Origin of the sequence: Prochlorococcus marinus str. MIT 9302 (assembly GCF_000759975.1) — a bacterium.
Classification (GTDB): domain Bacteria; phylum Cyanobacteriota; class Cyanobacteriia; order PCC-6307; family Cyanobiaceae; genus Prochlorococcus_A; species Prochlorococcus_A marinus_M.
Window position 1 is genome coordinate 44,104 of sequence record NZ_JNAM01000010.1, and the last position, 19,162, is coordinate 63,265.

General features: G+C 31.6%; 20 protein-coding genes. 11 read left to right on the plus strand and 9 right to left on the minus strand.

What is annotated here, in order from left to right:
• The first annotated feature begins 28 nt into the window (after positions 1-28).
• Both EU96_RS04295 and proC read left to right on the plus strand, forming a co-directional pair.
• Positions 29-604, plus strand: a complete 576-nt coding sequence (locus EU96_RS04295) for a cell division protein SepF (protein ID WP_032526706.1) — start codon at positions 29-31, stop codon at positions 602-604.
• A gap of 7 nt (positions 605-611) precedes the next feature.
• On the plus strand, positions 612-1,424 hold the full coding sequence (proC, locus tag EU96_RS04290) for a pyrroline-5-carboxylate reductase (RefSeq protein WP_032526707.1): 813 nt from the start codon (positions 612-614) through the stop codon (positions 1,422-1,424).
• Here the strand turns inward: proC and EU96_RS04285 are convergent.
• The 4 genes from EU96_RS04285 to hpf all read right to left on the minus strand — a co-directional run bounded on the left by EU96_RS04285 (position 1,421) and on the right by hpf (position 4,710).
• On the minus strand, positions 1,421-2,587 hold the full coding sequence (locus EU96_RS04285) for a glycosyltransferase family 4 protein (protein WP_032526708.1): 1,167 nt from the start codon (positions 2,585-2,587) through the stop codon (positions 1,421-1,423). The genes proC and EU96_RS04285 overlap by 4 nt on opposite strands.
• 85 nt (positions 2,588-2,672) lie before the next feature.
• A complete protein-coding gene (gene recO, locus EU96_RS04280; protein WP_032526709.1) occupies positions 2,673-3,458 on the minus strand; it encodes a DNA repair protein RecO in 786 nt (261 codons plus the stop codon).
• A complete protein-coding gene (locus EU96_RS04275; RefSeq protein WP_032526710.1) occupies positions 3,459-4,118 on the minus strand; it encodes a deoxyribose-phosphate aldolase in 660 nt (219 codons plus the stop codon).
• Positions 4,119-4,125: 7 nt separating this feature from the next.
• Positions 4,126-4,710: a ribosome hibernation-promoting factor, HPF/YfiA family gene (hpf, locus tag EU96_RS04270; RefSeq protein ID WP_032526711.1), complete on the minus strand. Its 585-nt coding sequence runs from the start codon at positions 4,708-4,710 to the stop codon at positions 4,126-4,128.
• 44 nt (positions 4,711-4,754) lie between these two features.
• Here hpf and lipB point away from each other — a divergent pair, with 44 nt between their 5' ends.
• The 5 genes from lipB to queA all read left to right on the plus strand — a co-directional run bounded on the left by lipB (position 4,755) and on the right by queA (position 10,569).
• Positions 4,755-5,405, plus strand: a complete 651-nt coding sequence (lipB, locus tag EU96_RS04265) for a lipoyl(octanoyl) transferase LipB (protein WP_032526712.1) — start codon at positions 4,755-4,757, stop codon at positions 5,403-5,405.
• Between the two features lie 27 nt (positions 5,406-5,432).
• Positions 5,433-7,376, plus strand: a complete 1,944-nt coding sequence (locus tag EU96_RS04260) for an AMP-binding protein (RefSeq protein WP_032526713.1) — start codon at positions 5,433-5,435, stop codon at positions 7,374-7,376.
• Positions 7,377-7,414: 38 nt separating this feature from the next.
• Positions 7,415-7,858 carry a YlqD family protein gene (locus EU96_RS04255; protein ID WP_032527004.1) on the plus strand — a complete coding sequence of 148 codons (444 nt, stop codon included), beginning with the start codon at positions 7,415-7,417 and terminating at the stop codon, positions 7,856-7,858.
• 212 nt (positions 7,859-8,070) lie between these two features.
• Positions 8,071-9,438 (plus strand): dihydrolipoamide acetyltransferase family protein, encoded by a 1,368-nt coding sequence (locus tag EU96_RS04250; protein WP_032526714.1) that lies wholly within the window; start codon positions 8,071-8,073, stop codon positions 9,436-9,438.
• Positions 9,439-9,444: 6 nt separating this feature from the next.
• Complete coding sequence (gene queA, locus EU96_RS04245) at positions 9,445-10,569, plus strand: tRNA preQ1(34) S-adenosylmethionine ribosyltransferase-isomerase QueA (protein WP_032526715.1); 1,125 nt, start codon at positions 9,445-9,447, stop codon at positions 10,567-10,569.
• Between the two features lie 2 nt (positions 10,570-10,571).
• On the opposite strand, the gene cysK is transcribed toward queA, so the two are convergent.
• The 4 genes from cysK to rpsD all read right to left on the minus strand — a co-directional run bounded on the left by cysK (position 10,572) and on the right by rpsD (position 14,965).
• Complete coding sequence (gene cysK, locus EU96_RS04240) at positions 10,572-11,558, minus strand: cysteine synthase A (protein WP_002805805.1); 987 nt, start codon at positions 11,556-11,558, stop codon at positions 10,572-10,574.
• A gap of 85 nt (positions 11,559-11,643) precedes the next feature.
• Positions 11,644-13,113 carry a PLP-dependent transferase gene (locus tag EU96_RS04235; protein ID WP_032526716.1) on the minus strand — a complete coding sequence of 490 codons (1,470 nt, stop codon included), beginning with the start codon at positions 13,111-13,113 and terminating at the stop codon, positions 11,644-11,646.
• Between the two features lie 3 nt (positions 13,114-13,116).
• Entirely contained in the window at positions 13,117-14,280 is a 1,164-nt protein-coding gene (locus EU96_RS04230; protein ID WP_032526717.1) for a trans-sulfuration enzyme family protein, read from the minus strand.
• Between the two features lie 76 nt (positions 14,281-14,356).
• Positions 14,357-14,965, minus strand: a complete 609-nt coding sequence (gene rpsD / locus EU96_RS04225) for a 30S ribosomal protein S4 (RefSeq protein WP_011817920.1) — start codon at positions 14,963-14,965, stop codon at positions 14,357-14,359.
• A 96-nt stretch (positions 14,966-15,061) separates the two neighbouring features.
• On the opposite strand from rpsD, the gene yidD reads away from it, so the two are divergent.
• The 4 genes from yidD to EU96_RS04205 all read left to right on the plus strand — a co-directional run bounded on the left by yidD (position 15,062) and on the right by EU96_RS04205 (position 17,936).
• Entirely contained in the window at positions 15,062-15,298 is a 237-nt protein-coding gene (gene yidD / locus EU96_RS04220) for a membrane protein insertion efficiency factor YidD (RefSeq protein ID WP_032526718.1), read from the plus strand.
• A gap of 4 nt (positions 15,299-15,302) precedes the next feature.
• Positions 15,303-15,605, plus strand: a complete 303-nt coding sequence (locus EU96_RS04215; protein ID WP_032526720.1) for a glutaredoxin family protein — start codon at positions 15,303-15,305, stop codon at positions 15,603-15,605.
• A 9-nt stretch (positions 15,606-15,614) separates the two neighbouring features.
• Entirely contained in the window at positions 15,615-17,150 is a 1,536-nt protein-coding gene (locus EU96_RS04210; RefSeq protein WP_032526721.1) for a UDP-N-acetylmuramoyl-L-alanyl-D-glutamate--2,6-diaminopimelate ligase, read from the plus strand.
• Positions 17,151-17,231: 81 nt separating this feature from the next.
• Positions 17,232-17,936 carry an SDR family NAD(P)-dependent oxidoreductase gene (locus tag EU96_RS04205; protein ID WP_032526722.1) on the plus strand — a complete coding sequence of 235 codons (705 nt, stop codon included), beginning with the start codon at positions 17,232-17,234 and terminating at the stop codon, positions 17,934-17,936.
• 29 nt (positions 17,937-17,965) lie between these two features.
• On the opposite strand, the gene EU96_RS04200 is transcribed toward EU96_RS04205, so the two are convergent.
• Positions 17,966-19,141 (minus strand): aminotransferase class V-fold PLP-dependent enzyme, encoded by a 1,176-nt coding sequence (locus EU96_RS04200; RefSeq protein WP_032526723.1) that lies wholly within the window; start codon positions 19,139-19,141, stop codon positions 17,966-17,968.
• Positions 19,142-19,162 lie beyond the last annotated feature (21 nt).

A 19,162-nucleotide genomic window follows, 5' to 3' on the forward strand; every position in this document is an offset into this window, starting at 1 on the left:
AGTAATCAATTTCAAGAGGATTTAAAAGGTGTCACTTATTTCTAGATTAAAGGCAGTTGTTGCAGGGGATGAGTATCTCGATGATGATTTTGATGAGTTGGATTATGCCTCAGAGGATGAATTAAATGATATTCGTGACTTTAAACAAAATCAGAGAAATTCAAATGCCCTTGCAAATTCAAATCCATTTGATTTCATGAATAACAACAGATCATCAAAAGTAGTTGGAATGCCTGGGATCTCAAATTCATCTTCAGAAGTAAGCTTAATGGAACCAAGAAGCTTCGATGAGATGCCTCAAGCTATACAAGCATTAAGAGAGAGAAAAACTGTAATTCTTAATTTAACTATGATGGATCCTGACCAGGCTCAAAGAGCGGTAGATTTTGTAGCTGGGGGAACATATGCAATTGATGGACATCAAGAGAGAGTGGGTGAAAGTATTTTTCTTTTTGCCCCAAGTTGTGTAAATGTAACTAGCACTTCTCCAGAAGATGCTACTCCTTCAAATTTGTCTACAAAGAATACACCTCAATATACTTTGGAAAATAATGCTGCTCCAGAACCAGCATGGGGTGATTCTAAATTAAGTGCTTTTTCATGATTAATCTGTGACTGATACAATTGCGATTATTGGTTTTGGAAATATTGCAAAAGCTATTATTACGCCTTTATTAGATAAGAAATTATTACAGCCAGAGAATGTTTATTGTATTGTAAATTCAGAAAAAAGTTTAGAAAATATAAAAAAAAATTATAAATATAATATTAATATTTATAAATCAGGTTCGAAAGATTCAAAAATAATTTGGGATTGTCAATTTAAACTTCTTTCGATAAAACCTCAACATCTTCAAAATATAACTGAGGGCGAAAACATAAAAAATAAGGATAATTTATTAATATCAATTCTTGCAGGAGTTTCAATAAATAGGCTTACTCAAAAGTTCCCTAACCATAAATGTGTGAGGGCTGTTACAAATATCCCAATAACTGTTGGAAAGGGTTTAACGGGAATTGCTTGGGATGAAAATCTTACAGAAGATCAAAAAAAATTTACAAAAAAATTATTTGAAAATACCAGTAAGATTTATGAATTTTCTGAATATTATCTTGATATATTTTTAGCTTTAACTTCATCAGCGCCTGCAATTATCGCTTTAATTATAGAATCATTAAGTGATGGTGGGTTGAGTGGTGGATTACCAAAAATACTTTCAGAAGAACTTGTAATAGAGATGATGCTAGGGACCATAAGTTTAATAAAAGAAAACAAAATTACTACTTCAGAGCTTAAAAATTTAGTAACCTCTCCCGGTGGAACAACTATTTCTGCTTTACGGGTTTTAGAAAAAAAGAGCGTAAGGTCAGCATTAATTGAATCAATAGTTTCAGCTAGTAATCGAAGTAAAGAGTTTAGTTAGTGTTTAAAATTATCTTTTAAGTTTATATAAACTTTCTCAAGCAAATTGATATTTTTATGAATTGTATATCTTTCGATTACTCGTTCTCTAGCTTTTTCTCCAAGAGTCTTTGTAAATGAAGGGTGTTCTACAAGAATTGGGATTATAGTTTTTAGTTGTGCACCCACATTATCAGTTGAAATTACTATTCCTGCCCCGTTATCTAAAACTTCACCATCTGCCCCAGCATCTGTAGCTACACATGCAGTAGCAGTTGACATTGCCTCTAAAAGTGATATCGACAAACCCTCTACTAAGCTTGGTAAGAAAAATACTTCTGCTATTTGCATTATCGCTATTCTAGTTTCTAAGTCTAATTCGGCACCCCACCAAATTACTTTCTCTTTACTTAGGTTAGAAAAACTATTCTCAAGTATTGGCTTCATTGGTCCATCTCCAACAATAACTAATTTGCAATTTTTGTTTTTTGTTTTGCGCCAAGAACGTAAAAGTGCTTCAATATTTTTCTCATTGGCAATCCTTCCCATATATAAAAAGATTCTTTCATTTCCTAGTTTGTTTTTTACCTGAGAATATTTTTTGTTTTTTCCGCAAAAAGGTTTCCAAATATTTTCATCAACTCCGTTTGGAATAATTATTTGTTTTTCTTTAGGTACTCCTAATTTCTCAAGAACATTTTTTTGACGTTCAGAAAAAACGATTATTTTATCGAACTTTGCCAAAGAGGGAGCATAAAGTTGATACGTTAATTGTTGAGTGCTTGCAGTTAAATTTCTATTTTTATCATCAAATGCTGGGTGAAATGTTCCTATAAGTGGAACATTAATTTGATTACAAAGCTCTGGGAGTCTAAAGTCTAAAGGAGATAAAGTTAGACTAGCGTGTACAATATCTGGTTTTAATCTTTCTAATGATAGCCTTAACTCTTTTTCTGCTCTTGGGGAGGGTATTGTATAAACTTGGGACTTAATTAAATATGGGAGACTTACTTCAGGATCATTTGCTAGAAATAATGGTTTTGATGAATTTGAATTAGAGGGATTATCGAAATGAATAAAACTAATTTTATGACCTCTGGCCTTCAATTCCTCAGTAGTTGAATTACCATAGGTTACATTTCCACAAAAAGGAGATTTTTTACCCAACCAGGCAATATGAACCACATTAATATAATCAACTATTTATTAAGTTAACAGTCAAAGTACCCAAGATCATATTTTTTAAATTTATTAATAGTGAATGAAAAAGCTAGTTATAAAATTCTCTCAACATTTTTAGTGAAGATAGATCTTTTTCTAATTGAGTAGAGATCCAAGTTTCAATAATAAATAATAATTTAAGCCAAACCTTTTTAGGTCCCAATAACTCTCCATTAGATTTTATTGGCAATTCGGGGAAAAGAAGTCTCTGTAATAAGGCAACTTCAGATGCATTTATTTTTATATTACTTTGAGGATCTTCGATGGAAGAAAACCCTTCATTTGGCAAAAAATAACAACCCCATTCCCAATTTCCTAAAGGAGGAACAATAGGCGCTCCCGTTTTACAGCAATGATGAATTGGTAAATTAATCCCCCCTATGGCTAATAGATGGATTAAAGATTGAATACTCATTGAGAGCATTTTAATATCCTCTTGTTGAGAAACTTCATATAAATAAATCCTATCTAAATGAGCAAGAACACAAGATAAATAGTTTTGTTGCTGGTCATTATTACCTACTAATAAAAATGTTAATTCAGTTATTGCTTGTGCGGCTGCAAGACATTCAATATTTTTCCCTAGAGCAGCATAGCTTTTCAGTATTTTAATTTGACGTACAGTTTTAAGATTTCTTTTGCCAAATACTTGCAAACTTAAATATGTTAAGGGAGTGGCTGCTGCAAGACTGCTTTTTGGACGTCTAGCACCAGGTGCCGCTAATCTAATAATTCCTTGCTCATCAGTAAGGATAGTAATTAATCTATCATTCTCACCTAGTGGAGAGGCTTTAATACAAAGACCTTTGAATCTGCACTCACCGGAACCAGACATTTAAATAACTTTTAATTCTTGGAAAATCTCACAAAAATTAGAAGTTCCTACGCAATTAATCCCAGCATCAAACAAATCGATTACTTGTGTCAGTTTTTTTATACCACCTACAGTTTTAATTTGATTTTGGCGGCCTGTTATTTTTAATATTTGGTCTACATCATTCGATGTAATAGGAGGCCCAAAACCATCTCCAAATTGAAAATTTTTTATTCCTAATTCTTGAGATATTTCTATAGCATTATACAAAATTTCTTCTTCTAGCTTTGATTTATTTATGATTATTGTCACTGGTAATCCCGATAACTTAACTTGCTCAATTTCGGCAGCGAAAGTATCTAAATTCCTTTTTGATAAATTGATAAAGTTTGGGATATATTCGATTCCGTTTGCCCCTTTATCTTTTGCAAAACAAACTAATTCTTCAATAAATGAAACTGGTAAATCTGCCAAAGGATAAGAAATGAGTGCATTTATGTTGGAGCTGTAATTACTCAAACAGTTTTTTAAATCAGGTAAATAATTAAGCGAAGTAGAAATATTCTTGATGTAATATTTTTTTATGAAATCGCAATTTACGCAGAAATCATCCCAGGTTAGGTAGGGATTAATAATAATTGCATGAATTTTTTTGTTTAATTCATATTCAATATTTGGCATTTAAAAGTTATTTAGATTGAATCAGGCCATAACCTCCATGATTCCTCTTATATATAACTTGAAGTTCATTATTTTTCTTATTGCGAAAAACATAGAAATCATGATCAATTAGATCTAATTGTTTTCTTGCTTCTTCTGATGAAATTGGATTCATTTCAAAGTATTTATTTTTAATAGATGGTACAGGCAGACTTACTTCTCTTCCTGCTGTGAATAAAGCTTTATCTAAGAAACTTGATTCCTCACTTTCGCTTTGGAAAGAATCTTTATTTTTATGTTGATTATTATGAGATGTTTTATTATTTCTTTCTTTATATTTACGTAATTTTCTACAAAGTTTATTTGAAACTAAATCAATGCTTGAGTAGAGATTTTCAGTTTTTTCTTCAGCTCTTATTACAGTGCCATTTGCAAAAATAGTAACTTCTGCAGCTTGGAATGAAACTCTTGGGTTCTTTTCTATTGAAAGGTGTATATCCGCTTCTTTGACGATATCTTTGTAGTGATGGGTTGCTTTTTCTATCTTTGCCTCGGTATATTCTTTTAAGGCTCCAGTGAGCTCAAGATTCTTTCCATGGATTAAAATTTTCATAACAAATCTAAAAATATTTACTTACTTTTTAAATCTACTTAAATATGGTTAATAGAACAGCAATAATTAAACAACCTGATAAAATTTCTTTTTTTAATGAAGTTTATAAGTTACAAAAAGAATATCAGGACGCATTAATTTTAGATGGCTCTAACCCTGATTTTATTTGGATAGGAGAGCACCAACTCTGTTATACCCTGGGTAGAGGATCTAATTATGATAATTTGCTATTTTCTTTGAAGGATGATAAATATGATGTTTTTAAGATTGATAGAGGTGGTGAGGTTACTTGTCATATGCCAGGACAATTAGTAACTTACTTGGTTTTAGATTTGAAAAATTTTAATAAAGATTTAAATTGGTATTTAAGAAAAATTGAAGAAATCATTATAAAAATTCTTGGAACTTTCAATATAGATTGTCACTCTAGAAAAGGTCTTACTGGTGTTTGGATGGGAAATAAGAAAATTGCTTCAATTGGAATTGGGTGTAAAAGATGGATTACGATAAATGGATTTTCAATTAATTTCGACTGCGAATTGAAAAATTTTAATAAAATTGTTCCTTGTGGAATACAGAATTGTCTTATGGCAAATATGATTGATTACAACAAAAATTTAAATATTCAAGAAGTCAAGAGAATTGTTAAAAAAATCATTCAGGAAGAATTTAATTTTGATTTTGTATCAAAATAGAAATTAAAATTCCAAAATCAATTTAATATGGGTGATTTAGCATATTGGCCTTCAGCCGAACCTCTTTCTTTAAACAATAAATTTGCTAAAAATAGAGATTTTATTGAGAACCTTAATCATATAGATCAGATTTGGGAAAATTTAAAATTCAAATGTGGCGATACTTTAGCTGTTTGCGATTTAAGAGGGCAATATAAAGAAAAATTATCTTATTCTGAGCTGGCTGATTTAATAACTAAAGTCTCTTTTGCTTTTGAAAATTATGGGGTAGTAAAGGGTGATGTAGTGACTTTAATATCTGAAAATTCTCCAAGATGGCTCATAGCAGATCAAGGCTTAATGCGTTTAGGAGCTATAAATGCAGTAAGAGGTATTCATTCTCCTTCAGTAGAATTAGACTATATTATTGAGCACTCTAATTCAGTAGGATTAATAGTTCAATCTAAGGATATTTGGCTAAAGTTAAATAACAAAGAAGAATTAAAAAAAAGACTTAAATTTCTAATTAATTTAGAAGATGAGAAATTTGAAAGTTTAATAAGCTGGAGTCAATTTTTAAGAGCAGGAGAAAAAGGAAATTCTCAAAGTAATATTATTGAAAAATTTAATCCAAGAATTGATGACGTTGCTACTATCCTTTACACCTCTGGGACAACAGGAAAACCAAAAGGTGTTCCCTTGACTCATGCAAATTTTTTACATCAAATAATTAATTTAGCCTATATTGCTGATCCAGAGCTTGGGACTTCTGTATTAAGCGTTTTACCTATCTGGCATTCTTATGAGAGGAGTGCAGAGTACTTCTTTTTTTCATGTGGCTGTTCTCAATACTATACAATTCCAAAATTTCTGAAAGATGATATCACACAAATTAAACCTGTAGTAATGGCCACTGTTCCAAGACTATGGGAGGCAATACATGATGGTTTTTTTCAGGCTTTGAAAAAAATGCCCTCTAAGAAGCAAAAACTTATTAAGTTTTTAATAAGTAATAGTTCTTTTTTTAAAATAAATCTTAGAAAGATTAGAAATTTAGATATCAATCAAACAACTTTTATATCAAAAATCCCCTTACTTCTTTCTGTGCTTGGTAGATATCCTCTTCATAAGTTGTCTACTCTTTTTTTATGGCCGAATATTCTTAGAAAACTATGCGGAGCAAAACTGAAATTTCCTATTAACGGAGGAGGTGCTTTGCCAGAACATGTTGATCTCTTTTTTGAATCTTTAGGTGTAGATGTTTTGGTAGGATATGGCCTTACAGAAACAAGTCCAGTATTAACTTGTAGAAGAAGAGAATTAAATGTTAGAGGATCATCGGGTCAGCCTTTAGCATTTACAGAAATCAAAATAGTGAATGAGGATAAAAAAAAGATTTTGAAGTTCAGAGAAGTGGGAAAGATCCTTGTAAAGGGACCACAAGTAATGAAGGGTTATCTTAATAATGAATTAGCTACAAAAGATGTTTTATCAAAAGATGGTTGGTTTGATACTGGTGATTTAGGTTTTTTAATACCAAATGGTTCTCTTTTTATAACCGGAAGAGCAAAGGATACAATCGTGCTGTCCAGTGGTGAAAATATAGAACCTAACCCTCTAGAGATCGAAATTCTTAGTTCTGAATTTATTAATCAGGTTCAACTAGTTGGGCAAGACAAAAAATGTTTAACAGCTCTTGTTGTTCCTAATATTGAATTGGTTAAAAGTAACTTCTTGGAGGAGGACCTTTCAAAATTAAATCTGAATAAGAATATTAGTTCATTTTTTAAATCCAAAATTAATAATTTGCTTAAAGCTAGACTAGGAGCAAGATCAGAAGAACAAATCTTAGATTGTTACTTTGTTGAAGCATTTACTTTAGAAAATGGGTTGTTAACACAAACTCTTAAACAAAAAAGAAAGGAAATAGAAAAACATTATTCTTATCAAATAGAAAATATGTATGAAAACAAATTAAATAAGAAAATTTGATTTGTTCTAATTATATTGAGAAAGTAATTTTATTTTTTATGGAAACAAAAAACTCATTATCGATAAAACGCTCCATAGCTATTAAAGCTATAGTTACACCAACTTGGAAGGAGGATGCTGAAAGAGAATTAAGTAAAGCAATTTCAAACATTGACCAGCAATTATCTCAACTTGAGCAGGAGGGGCAGGAAATAGTAAACAATATTAGATCCCAGTCAGTAAATCCATTAGATCCAAGGGTTCAAGAACAGGTTAGTCAGGTGCAACAACAAGTTGCAGTAAAACGAAACGAAATTGAAGAACAAAAAAGAAATCTACTTCAACAACAGAGTCAAGTTCGCGAATTAAAAATGGACGAAATTGTTGATCAAGGGCAAGTGGATAGTTTCTGTGATGTCACTGTGGGCGATAATCTTATTGAAAAAATGCAAGTCTCGATTACTGTTAAAGATGGAGTTATTCAATCTATAGATAATAATTAGAGGAAGAAGCGGCGTATTTGAAAAAAAGAAATCTCAATGAAAAAAAATTAAATTTATAATCGATCTAAATTATTACTTTCTTAAGTTTTAAGAGTTCCCACTGTGAACATGATTTCGTATAATTAAATCAAGAGTTTAAAGGGTTTTAAATCATAAAAACTTCAGAAAGTTTGATAGAAATCTTTTAAAACTTATGCAATAACAATTTTCTTATGTCTCACGAAATATTCATGCCTGCCTTGAGTTCTACCATGACAGAGGGCAAGATTGTGGAATGGTTGAAAAATCCTGGAGATAAGGTTGAAAGAGGTGAATCTGTATTAGTTGTTGAATCTGATAAGGCAGATATGGATGTTGAATCTTTTCAAGATGGATATCTTGCAGCAGTTTTAATGCCTGCTGGTAGCACTGCACCAGTAGGGGAAACTATAGGTCTTATCGTAGAAAATGAGGATGAGATAGCTTCTGTTCAAGAACAAAATAAAGGAAATCAACCCGCAGTCTCTACTTCAGACCAACTTGAATTGGTAAGCAATAAAACTAAAGAAAAACCAGTAGTTCAGACTGAAAATATCAAAAAAGAAGCACAAGAAGTAATCTTAAAGAGTGAAAAGGCAGTACCATCTTTTACTAGCGATCAAATTAATGCCGCTACAAGTAATGTTTCTTCGAGGATAATTGCATCTCCAAGAGCTAAAAAACTAGCCTCTCAAATGGGTGTTGATTTGGTAAAGGTACATGGATCTGGCCCTCACGGAAGGATTCAAGCCGATGATATTTTAAAAGCTAATGGCCAACCTGTCTCTATACCATGGATAGGAGAAGGTACTTCTCCTGCAAGTGTTTCTGGTTCAAATTTGGAAGTAGAAAGTAAACCAGAAACTGCAGGAAATAGTTTTGGTAATCCTGGAGAAACAGTTCAATTTAATACTCTTCAAAAAGCGGTAAACAAAAATATGGAATCTAGTTTAGATATTCCATGTTTTAGGGTGGGGTACTCTATTAACACAGATAAATTAGATAATTTTTACAAAAAGGTAAAACAGAACGGAGTGACTATGACTGCTTTACTTGTAAAGGCAGTTGCAAAGACATTAAAGAAACATCCTCAAGTTAACTCAAGTTTTTCAGAAAATGGAATTTCTTATCCTGAAAATATAAATATTGCTGTTGCTGTCGCGATGGAAGATGGTGGACTAATAACTCCAGTATTAAAAGAACCATGCAATACTGATTTATTTGAATTATCAAGGGATTGGAAAGATCTCGTAAAAAGATCAAGATCAAAACAATTAGAACCTGATGAATACTCAACGGGAACATTTACCTTATCTAACCTTGGTATGTTTGGTGTTGATAGATTTGACGCAATTCTACCCCCAGGGACGGGTGCGATCTTAGCGATAGCATCATCGAAACCAACTGTTGTTGCTAATAGTGATGGTTCAATAGCTGTTAAAAAAATAATGCAAGTAAATCTTACAGCTGATCACAGAGTGATTTATGGAGCTGATGGTGCTTCATTCTTGAAAGACTTGGCTTACCTGATTGAAAATGAGCCAGAGACACTTGTATCTTAAACTTAATTGATTTCACAAATTAATAATGAAGGAAGAGATTATAAGCTTGAAGCTTATGATTACTTTCTAGATCCTTCATTAATTGCTAGTAAACCTTCTGCAATAAGGCACGAATCAAGATTGATGATAGTTAGAAATAGTGCTTTAGAAGAGAATTGCTTAACTAATAAATTTACCAAGAATCTTTTAGATGAATTTAGAAAAGGCGATCTTGTGGTTGTAAATAACACTAAAGTAATGAAGGCAAGATTAAAGGTTCAATTAGAAAATAGGACGTTAGTCGAATTATTAGTCTTAGAAAGATCCCATGAATGTGTTTGGTTATGTTTGGCAAAGCCAGCGAAAAAGTTAAAAATAAATAGAAAAATAATATTAAAATCTCCTTCTGCACAAGATATTAATTTGATTGTTGATGGGCTTGATGAAGAAACTGGAGGGAGATTTATTAAATTTCCTGAAAATATAACTGATCTCAATTCAATGAATGACCTTCTTGATAAATATGGGGAAATCCCTCTCCCACCTTATATAAAAAATTCCGAAGAAGAATCTTTTCATGAGAATAGTTATCAAACTGAGTATGCAACTAATCCAGGAGCCGTTGCCGCGCCAACTGCGGGTTTACACTTAAGCAAAAATCTTATTTCCAGTCTTAAAAAAAAAGGAGTAATAATTTTACCGATAACTTTGCACGTGGGCTATGGAACATTCAAACCAATTGATCAACAAGATCTAAGTGACTTAAAACTTCATAAAGAATGGGTAAGTGTTAATGAGGAAGTAGTGGAGGAAATAAAAAAAATAAAGAAAACAGATAGAAGAATAATTGCTATTGGGACAACTAGCGTGAGAGCTCTTGAAAGTTGTTATTCTCACGAAATTAATGACTTTATTCCCATAGCGAAGTACGTGGATTTAGTAATTAAGCCAGGTTATAAATTTAAGGTAGTTGATGGATTATTAACTAATTTTCATCTTCCTAAAAGTTCATTATTACTATTAGTAAGTGCAATGATTGGTAGAGAAAGATTATTAGATTTGTATAAAAAAGCCATAAAAGAAAAATTTAGATTTTTCTCTTATGGCGATGCTATGTATATTTCACCAGATTCATTACTGGAGAAAAAATAGATTTAGGCTTTGACTGGTTCTTGAATGATTCCGCTTGGAACTTCAGTAAACATAATTGATGATAAATACCTCTCTGCTAAATCAGGTAGAACAACTACAATTGTCTTCCCAGCGTATTCATCTTGTTCAGCTAATCTAACAGCAGCAGCAGCAGCAGCTCCACAAGATATTCCTACTAATAGACCTTCCTCTTTAGCTAATCTAAGAGCCATCTCTATTGATTCGTCATTTGTTACCTGTTCAACCTTATCAACAATTGATAAGTCAAGGTTCTTAGGAATAAATCCTGCTCCAATTCCTTGAATTTTATGTGGTCCAGATTTAACCTCTTCTCCATTCATTGTCTGTGTAATAACAGGACTATGTGATGGTTCTACCGCTACAGAAGTAATATTTTTGCCCTTCTCTTGCTTAATGTATCTTGAAACTCCTGTAATTGTGCCACCAGTTCCAACTCCTGCAACTAGGACATCAATTTCACCATCGCAATCATCCCAGATTTCTGGTCCAGTAGTTTTGAAATGAATTTCAGGGTTTGCTGGATTATCAAATTGACCTGGCATGAAGTATTGAGAAGGATTACTTTCTGCAATTTCTTTAGCCTTAGCTATTGCTCCAGGCATACCTTTAGAGGCCTCTGTTAAAACAATTTCAGCACCCAACACTGCCATAACCCTTCTTCTTTCAATTGACATGGATTCTGGCATTGTAAGGATGAGTTTATAACCTCTTGCTGAAGCAGTAAAAGCTAGAGCAATTCCTGTATTTCCAGAAGTTGGCTCAACAATAGTTTTGTCTTTTGTAAGCTTCCCACTTTTCTCTGCATCCCAGATCATGTTTGCGCCAATCCTACATTTGACACTATAAGCAGGGTTTCTACCTTCAATTTTTGCAAGTACTGTAGCTTTCGCGTTTTTAGTAACTGATTTTAATTTTACTAATGGAGTGTTTCCAATAGCAAAACTGTTGTCCTCATAAATTTTTGCCATTTATATTATTGAGAAAATATATATTAATATTAACTATTATTCAGAAAAAGAGTATATAAGTTTCTATACGGTAAATACTAGGAATTTAGAAATTATTTAGTGCTTCAGAAAAGCTTTTCCATAATTGATCTTGGTCTTCTAATCCAACTGATACTCTAATAAGGTGCGAGGGTATACCAAAACTTTCAGCCCAATCCAACTCGTCATAATGAGCTAGTAAAACATAAGGACAAACTAGAGTAAATTTTGTACCTAAACTAGGTCCTTTAGATACTTTTAGAGAATCATAAAATTTCTTAGCTTTGTTCAATCCTCCATTTAATTCAAACGATAATAAGCAGCCATATCCTCCATCAGAAGTGAGCAAAGAATTAAAATTTGGACAATTTTCAGGATGGAAAATATTTTTAATCTCGCTATGGGTCTCTAATCTTTTTTTTAATTCTAAACATGCTTTATTTTGTTCAAAAACTCTTTGATTTACATCTCTACTAACCTTCTCTAGATAAACTGTATCTCCATCGGAGAGTGTTGGAAGATTAATCTCGTTTAATGCATTTCTAAATTGATCAATCCATTTGCTTTTTGGATTTAGTATTAATGATCCTGCAAGAATATCACCACTACCTGAAAAAATTTTTGTAAGTGAAGTAAAAACTATATCAGCATGTTCTGGGGAATTTATATTTAAATTTGAACCAATTGTATCGTCAACAATTAAGGGAATATTTAACTTTTTTGCTATTTTCGCAATTTTTTTAATGTTTACACATTTGAGCATTGGATTACTCGGTAGTTCAATAATTAATGCTGATGGATTTATTCTTTTGATTTCTAATTCAATATCAACGCAATTTTCTTCTGTAATTAACTTGGCTCCATGAAAGATATTCATTGGTAATTTAAGTACATCTACATATGGAAAACCAATTTGGAGTGTTGGTTTAGCTGGAAATAATTTATATATGATTTCTAATGATGTATGCAATGCAGACATTCCAGATGAAGTTAAGTGAATATCATTAGAGTTAATTTTTGTAGATTTAGAAATTCTATTTTTTATTCTTTGAGAACATTCATTTACGTAAGATTTTGGAGGGCAATCTTCAAGACCAAGTTCTATAGCAGCAGCCCTTGAAGATATGCCAAGACCAGTATGTTGCCAAAAATATTTTGCATAAATACTTCCTTCTTTTTCAGTTATTAAGAGAGCTATATTATCTCTTTTTTCTATTAATGAGAATTGTTCAGAAGTATTTCTATCAATGTATTTTTTTGCTTTAAAAGCTATGCTTTCATTCGGATATGGCCAGATACTTGTATTGTTGTAGTAATTTTCCTTTTTTATTTTTTCGCATAATCTTTTCACTATGGGGTTTAGCCCGAATCTTGGGTAAATGGACTTTAATAAATTCATGCATTCTTGATTTTTTTCCTCGTAATTTATTACATCATTCCAAGTTGGTAATGCTACAGACACAGCATGAATACTTTCAGGAATAGAATATCCCAACTCTAAATTTTTCCATATAGGGTTTTTAAGTAAATCTCTCAATTTTCAGAATTTATTTAAAGCAAATAATATGTCTGAGATTAAATCGTTTGTTTCTTCACATCCAATCGATAATCTGACAAGAGCATCATTAATCCCTAAAAGATTTTTTGTTTCATCATCAACAGAAGCATGAGTCATTGTTGCGGGGTGACAAATTAAACTTTCAACTCCTCCAAGGCTTTCTGCTAGAGAGAAATATTTGAGAGATTTGCAAAATTTAAAAGTATCCTCTTTTTTAAGATTTAATTTTATGGTGATCATAGAACCTCCAGATCTCATTTGCGATTTTGCTAAATTAAATTGCGGATGTTTTTGATTAAAAGGATAAATTACTTTATTAATTATTTTATGATTCTCTAATTCTTCAGAAATTAATTTTGCACTTTGCGTTTGTTGTTCGATTCTTAAAGGAAGAGTTTTTACTCCTCTCGTAATGAGCCAACTATCAAAAGGAGATGGTTGAAGCCCTAGAGCTTTTTGAGAGAAAAGCATCTTACTATTCCATACCTCATTATTTGTCAGTACTGCTCCACCAAGTGCATCACTATGTCCATTAATGAATTTTGTTGTGCTTACGAGTGATAGTGTTGCACCAAGGTCCAATGGTTTTTGAATAAGTGCCGTAGAAAAGGTATTGTCCACAACTACTGGGATTTGTAGTTTATTCGCTTCATCACAAATCGCCTTAATATCAAGTATCTTCAAAAGTGGATTAGTTGGACTTTCTAGCCATATCAAGGTTGGCTCGAAGTATGAAATCTTTTTGATATTATTTTCGTTTGTAAAATCTGTGTATAAAACTTCTAGTCCAAATTTCTTGAAAACTTTTTCGAACATCCTCACTGTACAACCATAGAGATTTGACTCGCAGAGTATCTTGTCACCTGATTTTAGTGTTGATGAAATTGCAGTTACCGCGCTAATTCCAGATCCAAAAACTGTACAGTATTTAGAATCTTCTATTGATTTAAGGACGCTTTCTAGAATTCTAAAGTTTGGATTGCCTGATCTTGTGTAGTCGAAATTATCTTTATTTCCATGTTTGAAAGTAGATGTAGAAAAAATAGGAGGCATAACGCATCCAGTTTGTTCTGCAAATGTTTCCCCATGGTGAATAGATAAGGTCTTAAAACCTGGCTTTTTTATATTATTTTCCTTATTTCCCATTATTTTTAAAAATAAGAATTAAATTAAATCTCTCTTTTAAAAAATGAGAGATTTAATAATCCAAAGAAAATTAGTATTAAACTTTTCTTGAATAATACTCAACAACTAGTAGTTCGTTTATTTCAAGAGCCACCCACTCTCTATCGCATTTCCCATTTATTTTTCCCGTTAATTTAGGTTTGTCTAAATCAAGATGAGGTGGGACATTTGCTAAACCAGGGAATTCTATATTACCTTCTACAAGTTTTTTGCTTGCTTTGTTTTCTTTAATTCCGATTACATCGCCTGATTTGCATTGATAACCAGCAATATCAAGAACCTTTCCATTAACGGTTACATGGCCATGATTTACTAATTGTCTTGAGCCTGGAATGGTACCTCCAAAACCTAATCTAAAACAAACATTATCAAGTCTGTTTTCTAAAAGTCTTAGTAGGTTAGTTCCTGTAGATCCTTCTTGAGCTCTAGCTTTTTTTACATAACGTACTAGTTGTTTTTCAGAAACTCCATAATTAAACCTAAGTTTCTGCTTTTCTTCTAGACGAATTGCATATTCTGATCGCTTGCGACGGGCTTGGCCGTGCTGACCTGGAGGATTAGACTTCTTTGAAGCTTTCCTGGTGAGACCTGGTAGTTCTCCCAAGCGACGCGTAACCCTTAATCTGGGGCCGCGGTATCTTGACATAATTTTAAATTAAATAGAAATTTGCAATAAATTTGGATAATTGATTAAATTCAATTAAACTAATTACTACTGGAAATATTATTTTACATCATTAAAGTGTTCAAAACTATTAATAAATCAATTACTTCTATACTTCTTTTTATGATTTCGTTTTATCAAAAGTGGTTTTCTCCTTTTTTTGGACCAAGATGCAGATTTATTCCAAGTTGCAGCTCTTATGGATATGAGGCAATTACTAGACATGGTCCTTGGAAGGGAGGGTCGTTAACTTTAAGAAGATTAAGCAGATGTCATCCTTTAACTCCCTGTGGATGTGACCCTGTGCCTGACTAAATGAATGAAAATATTTATTTTTGTTAGGGAGGGATGTTGCCTTTGTGATTCATTAAAAAACAAACTGGCAAAAATAAATCTTAATGAGTTATTCCCTAATCTAGAGGAGCTCATAGAAATTGATATTGATAGGGTCGATTTATATAAAGATAAATATAAAAAATATGATTATGAAGTACCTGTTATTGCTGTTGAAGGAATTAGGTCAGAGGAGATTATAGAATTGCCCCGCATTTCTCCAAGATTAAAAGATGATCAATTAAAGAATTGGTTTCAAAAAAATATTAGTACCATTCTAAAGAAATAATTTTTTTATATGAGATCTATAAAATTACATAAACTTTTAGATTTGGTAGGAATTATTCCTTCATTAGATTTAACCGATCATGAAATCAATAATATTTCTTTTAACTCTAAAGAAGTTCAACAAGGAACTTTATTTTTAGGTATGCCTGGTTTAAATGTTGATGGAGGAAAATATTGTATTGAGGCAATTGAAAATGGCGCGGAGGCTGCCATTATTGGGTCTGCTGCAAAAGAGAAAATTGGATCTATTGATCGAGAAAGGATTTTGGTTATAGAGGATAATTTAGATTATATTTTTGGTCAAATAGTTGCTGAGTTTTGGAATAGGCCTTCAAGAAAACTTAAACTTATTGGTGTTACGGGTACAAATGGAAAAACGACAATTACTTTTTTATTGGAATATCTTTTAAAAAAATCAGGGAAAAAGACTGCATTATTTGGGACCTTGCTCAATAGATGGCCTGGCTTCTCAGAAGTGGCTTCTCATACAACTGATTTCGCCGATAAACTTCAAAAGAAATTAAATGCTGCTGTTGAGGTAGAATCTGAATTCGCAATATTAGAGGTAAGTTCTCATTCTATTGCTCAAAACAGGATATCAGGATGCGAATTCGAGGCAGCTATTTTTACTAATTTAACTCAAGATCATCTTGATTATCACTCAGATATGGAATCATATTTTCAAACAAAAAGAAAATTATTTTTCCCACCTTACTTAAAAGAAAAAGTTGGAATTTGTGTATTAAATCATGATGACCATTGGATATCTAAATTATCATCTGATCTTGAAAAAAGATCTTCATTAGTCTCTACAAAGATTACTGAAAGTGAATTTGAAAATGATGATTTTTTTTTCGTAACAGATAAAAAATTTACTGAAAGTGGTTCCACCTGTATTTTTCATACACCTAGGGAAAAAATTAAACTGTTTGTTCCACTTGTTGGTGAATTTAATTTAATGAATGCAATTCAAGCAATAACAATTTTGTATAAACTTAATTTTTCTTTAAAAGATCTATCAAAGTTAATACAATCTTTCCCTGGTGCTCCTGGGAGAATGGAGAAAATACAAATTGATAATGACGTCGTTTTAAGATCACTTCCAACAGTAATTGTTGATTATGCCCACACTCCTGATGGATTGAAAAAAGTTTTGCAATCAATTAAAAAACTTTGTGAAGGGAAACTCATAACTGTTTTTGGCTGTGGCGGAGATCGAGACCGTAGTAAAAGGCCTTTAATGGGATCAATAGCTGAAGAGTTTTCTGATCAACTTTTTATAACTTCAGATAATCCAAGATCAGAAGAACCCCAAAAGATAGTAAATGATATTTTGATGGGTATAAAAAAAAGAGAAAAAATAACAATTGAGATTGATAGATTTAAAGCAATAAATGAATCTATTAAATTTGCTAATAAAGAAGATATTGTTTTAATTGCAGGAAAAGGACATGAAGACTACCAAATTCTCAAAGATAAAGTTATAAATTTTGATGATAGAAAAATAGCTCATAAATTATTAAAAGAAAAAAATAAATCTCAATAAAATTTCTTAATTAAATAAGAAAGCTCTTTACGCAAATCACAAGAGAAGCTTCTTAGAATCAATGAAGTTATTTTTAATAAAATGAAAGGCTTAGCCTTAGTTGTAGGCGCAGGTGGAATTGGAACACGACTAGCTAAAGATCTGCATGAAAGTGAAAAAGATTTAGATGTTGTTTTGTGTGGAAGAAAAAGTGAATTTAATTCTTTTTGGGAATTAGATATAGAGGATTCTCAATCCCTTTTGCAGTTGAAAAATAAAATATCAAATCATCCTTCAAAATTAAGGCTAGTTGTTAATGCTACAGGTAGACTTCATAGTGATTCTCTTCAACCAGAAAAAAGATTACAAAATCTTGATAAAAAAAATATGATGGAAAGTTTTTCAATAAATGCCTTTTCTCCTATTTTATTAGCTAAAGCGATTGAAGAATTTATACCAAAAGATTTTGATTTTAATTTTGCAAGTATAAGTGCAAGAGTGGGTAGCATTGGAGATAATCAAACTGGAGGTTGGTATTCATATAGAGCTGCAAAATCTGCGCAAAATCAGTTTTTTAAATCTTTAAGTATTGAATGGGCTAGACGTTTCCCAAAGGCTACTATCACATTGCTTCATCCAGGAACAGTAGATACTGATTTATCTAGACCTTTTCATAAATTTGTTCCAGAACATAAATTATTTAGTAAAGAAAAATCCTCCCAATTCTTGATCAATATTATTAAAAATCAATCACCAGAATCTACAGGAAAATTTATTGCATGGGACAACTCGGAGATACCTTGGTAGACTAAAATTTTTTTTATTTCAATAGATCTTTAAGTCAATATTTTTTTTATTTCTTTAGCAAGTAAATTAATCTCAGCTTCTGTAGTCATTTGATGTACGCATGCTCTAAACCATTTTGGATCTTCTAAAACTCTAATCCAAATTTTCTTTTCTCCAAGTTTCTTTACAAATTTATCCTTATCTTTAATATTTTCGATATTCAAACTAACAATCCCATTTAAATATTTTTTTTCTAAAACTAATTCAACACCCTTTAATTGATTTAATTCATCCCAAAGTTTTCCACTTAATTTTCTGATATATTTGTTTTTTTCTTTTTCATGGCAGTCTTTATCCAAAAGATATAATGAATTCCTGAGCCCAGCAAGTAAAGGAATACAAGAGGTAGCTATTTCAAATTTCCTTGCATCATCATGAAAAAGATTATCTGAAGGCTCATAAATGCCTTGTTCTTTTTTTAATGATTTCCAACCAATTATTGTTGGATCTGTTTCATGAATAAATCTATCTGAGACATAAATGGCTCCAAGTCCTTCTGGTCCGCATGCCCATTTATGAGAAGTTATTGAATATAAATCAGAATAAAAAACTTCTTTTTCAATATTTATGTGCCCAAAGGTTTGAGCACCATCAACAAGTAAATAAGAATTTTCTCGATTATTTTTTAATTCGATAGAAATTTGTTTTAAAGGTATTTTATATCCAAAGTTCCATAAAATATGAGACATAATTAGGATCTTAGTCTTACTATTTAGCTTTTTCAAAATCTCTAAAATTATATTTTCGTCGTTTAGATTTTTAATTTTTTGGATTGGCAAAATTTTGAATATTAATTTATTTCTTCTGCAAAATTCTCGACTTGCAGCCACTACTCCAGGATGTTCACAGTCACTTATTAACAACTCTTCTCCCTCTTCTACTTTTATTCCCCAAAAGGGCAAAATCATACCGGAAGAGATATTTTCGGTTAAAGCTACATTCTTTGAATTGACACCTAATTTTTGCGCAATGATTCTTTTTGTGGTCAATATTTCTTTGTAAATAAAAGGCCACATATCATTGGTAAATGGTCCTAAATCTTGGATAATTTCCCAAGTTTTAACTATTGCTTCTAGAGAAGATTTTGGTAATGGTCCTTGACCGCCATAGTTGAAATAATACTTATTTTTTAATGCTGGTATTTGATCTCTTAGATTATTTCTCATGGAAATTTATATTATATTTTT

Excerpts from the sequence above, each read along its gene's own strand:
- EU96_RS04260 (WP_032526713.1), top strand. The coding sequence starts at position 5,433 with ATGGGTGATTTAGCATATTGGCCTTCAGCCGAACCTCTTTCTTTAAAC.
- recO (WP_032526709.1), bottom strand. The coding sequence starts at position 3,458 with ATGTCTGGTTCCGGTGAGTGCAGATTCAAAGGTCTTTGTATTAAAGCC.
- EU96_RS04255 (WP_032527004.1), top strand. The coding sequence starts at position 7,415 with ATGGAAACAAAAAACTCATTATCGATAAAACGCTCCATAGCTATTAAA.
- rpsD (WP_011817920.1), bottom strand. The coding sequence starts at position 14,965 with ATGTCAAGATACCGCGGCCCCAGATTAAGGGTTACGCGTCGCTTGGGA.
- lipB (WP_032526712.1), top strand. The coding sequence starts at position 4,755 with ATGGTTAATAGAACAGCAATAATTAAACAACCTGATAAAATTTCTTTT.
- cysK (WP_002805805.1), bottom strand. The coding sequence starts at position 11,558 with ATGGCAAAAATTTATGAGGACAACAGTTTTGCTATTGGAAACACTCCA.
- EU96_RS04215 (WP_032526720.1), top strand. The coding sequence starts at position 15,303 with ATGAAAATATTTATTTTTGTTAGGGAGGGATGTTGCCTTTGTGATTCA.
- EU96_RS04200 (WP_032526723.1), bottom strand. The coding sequence starts at position 19,141 with ATGAGAAATAATCTAAGAGATCAAATACCAGCATTAAAAAATAAGTAT.
- EU96_RS04230 (WP_032526717.1), bottom strand. The coding sequence starts at position 14,280 with ATGGGAAATAAGGAAAATAATATAAAAAAGCCAGGTTTTAAGACCTTA.
- EU96_RS04210 (WP_032526721.1), top strand. The coding sequence starts at position 15,615 with ATGAGATCTATAAAATTACATAAACTTTTAGATTTGGTAGGAATTATT.
- EU96_RS04250 (WP_032526714.1), top strand. The coding sequence starts at position 8,071 with ATGTCTCACGAAATATTCATGCCTGCCTTGAGTTCTACCATGACAGAG.
- hpf (WP_032526711.1), bottom strand. The coding sequence starts at position 4,710 with ATGAAAATTTTAATCCATGGAAAGAATCTTGAGCTCACTGGAGCCTTA.
- EU96_RS04275 (WP_032526710.1), bottom strand. The coding sequence starts at position 4,118 with ATGCCAAATATTGAATATGAATTAAACAAAAAAATTCATGCAATTATT.
- EU96_RS04205 (WP_032526722.1), top strand. The coding sequence starts at position 17,232 with ATGAAAGGCTTAGCCTTAGTTGTAGGCGCAGGTGGAATTGGAACACGA.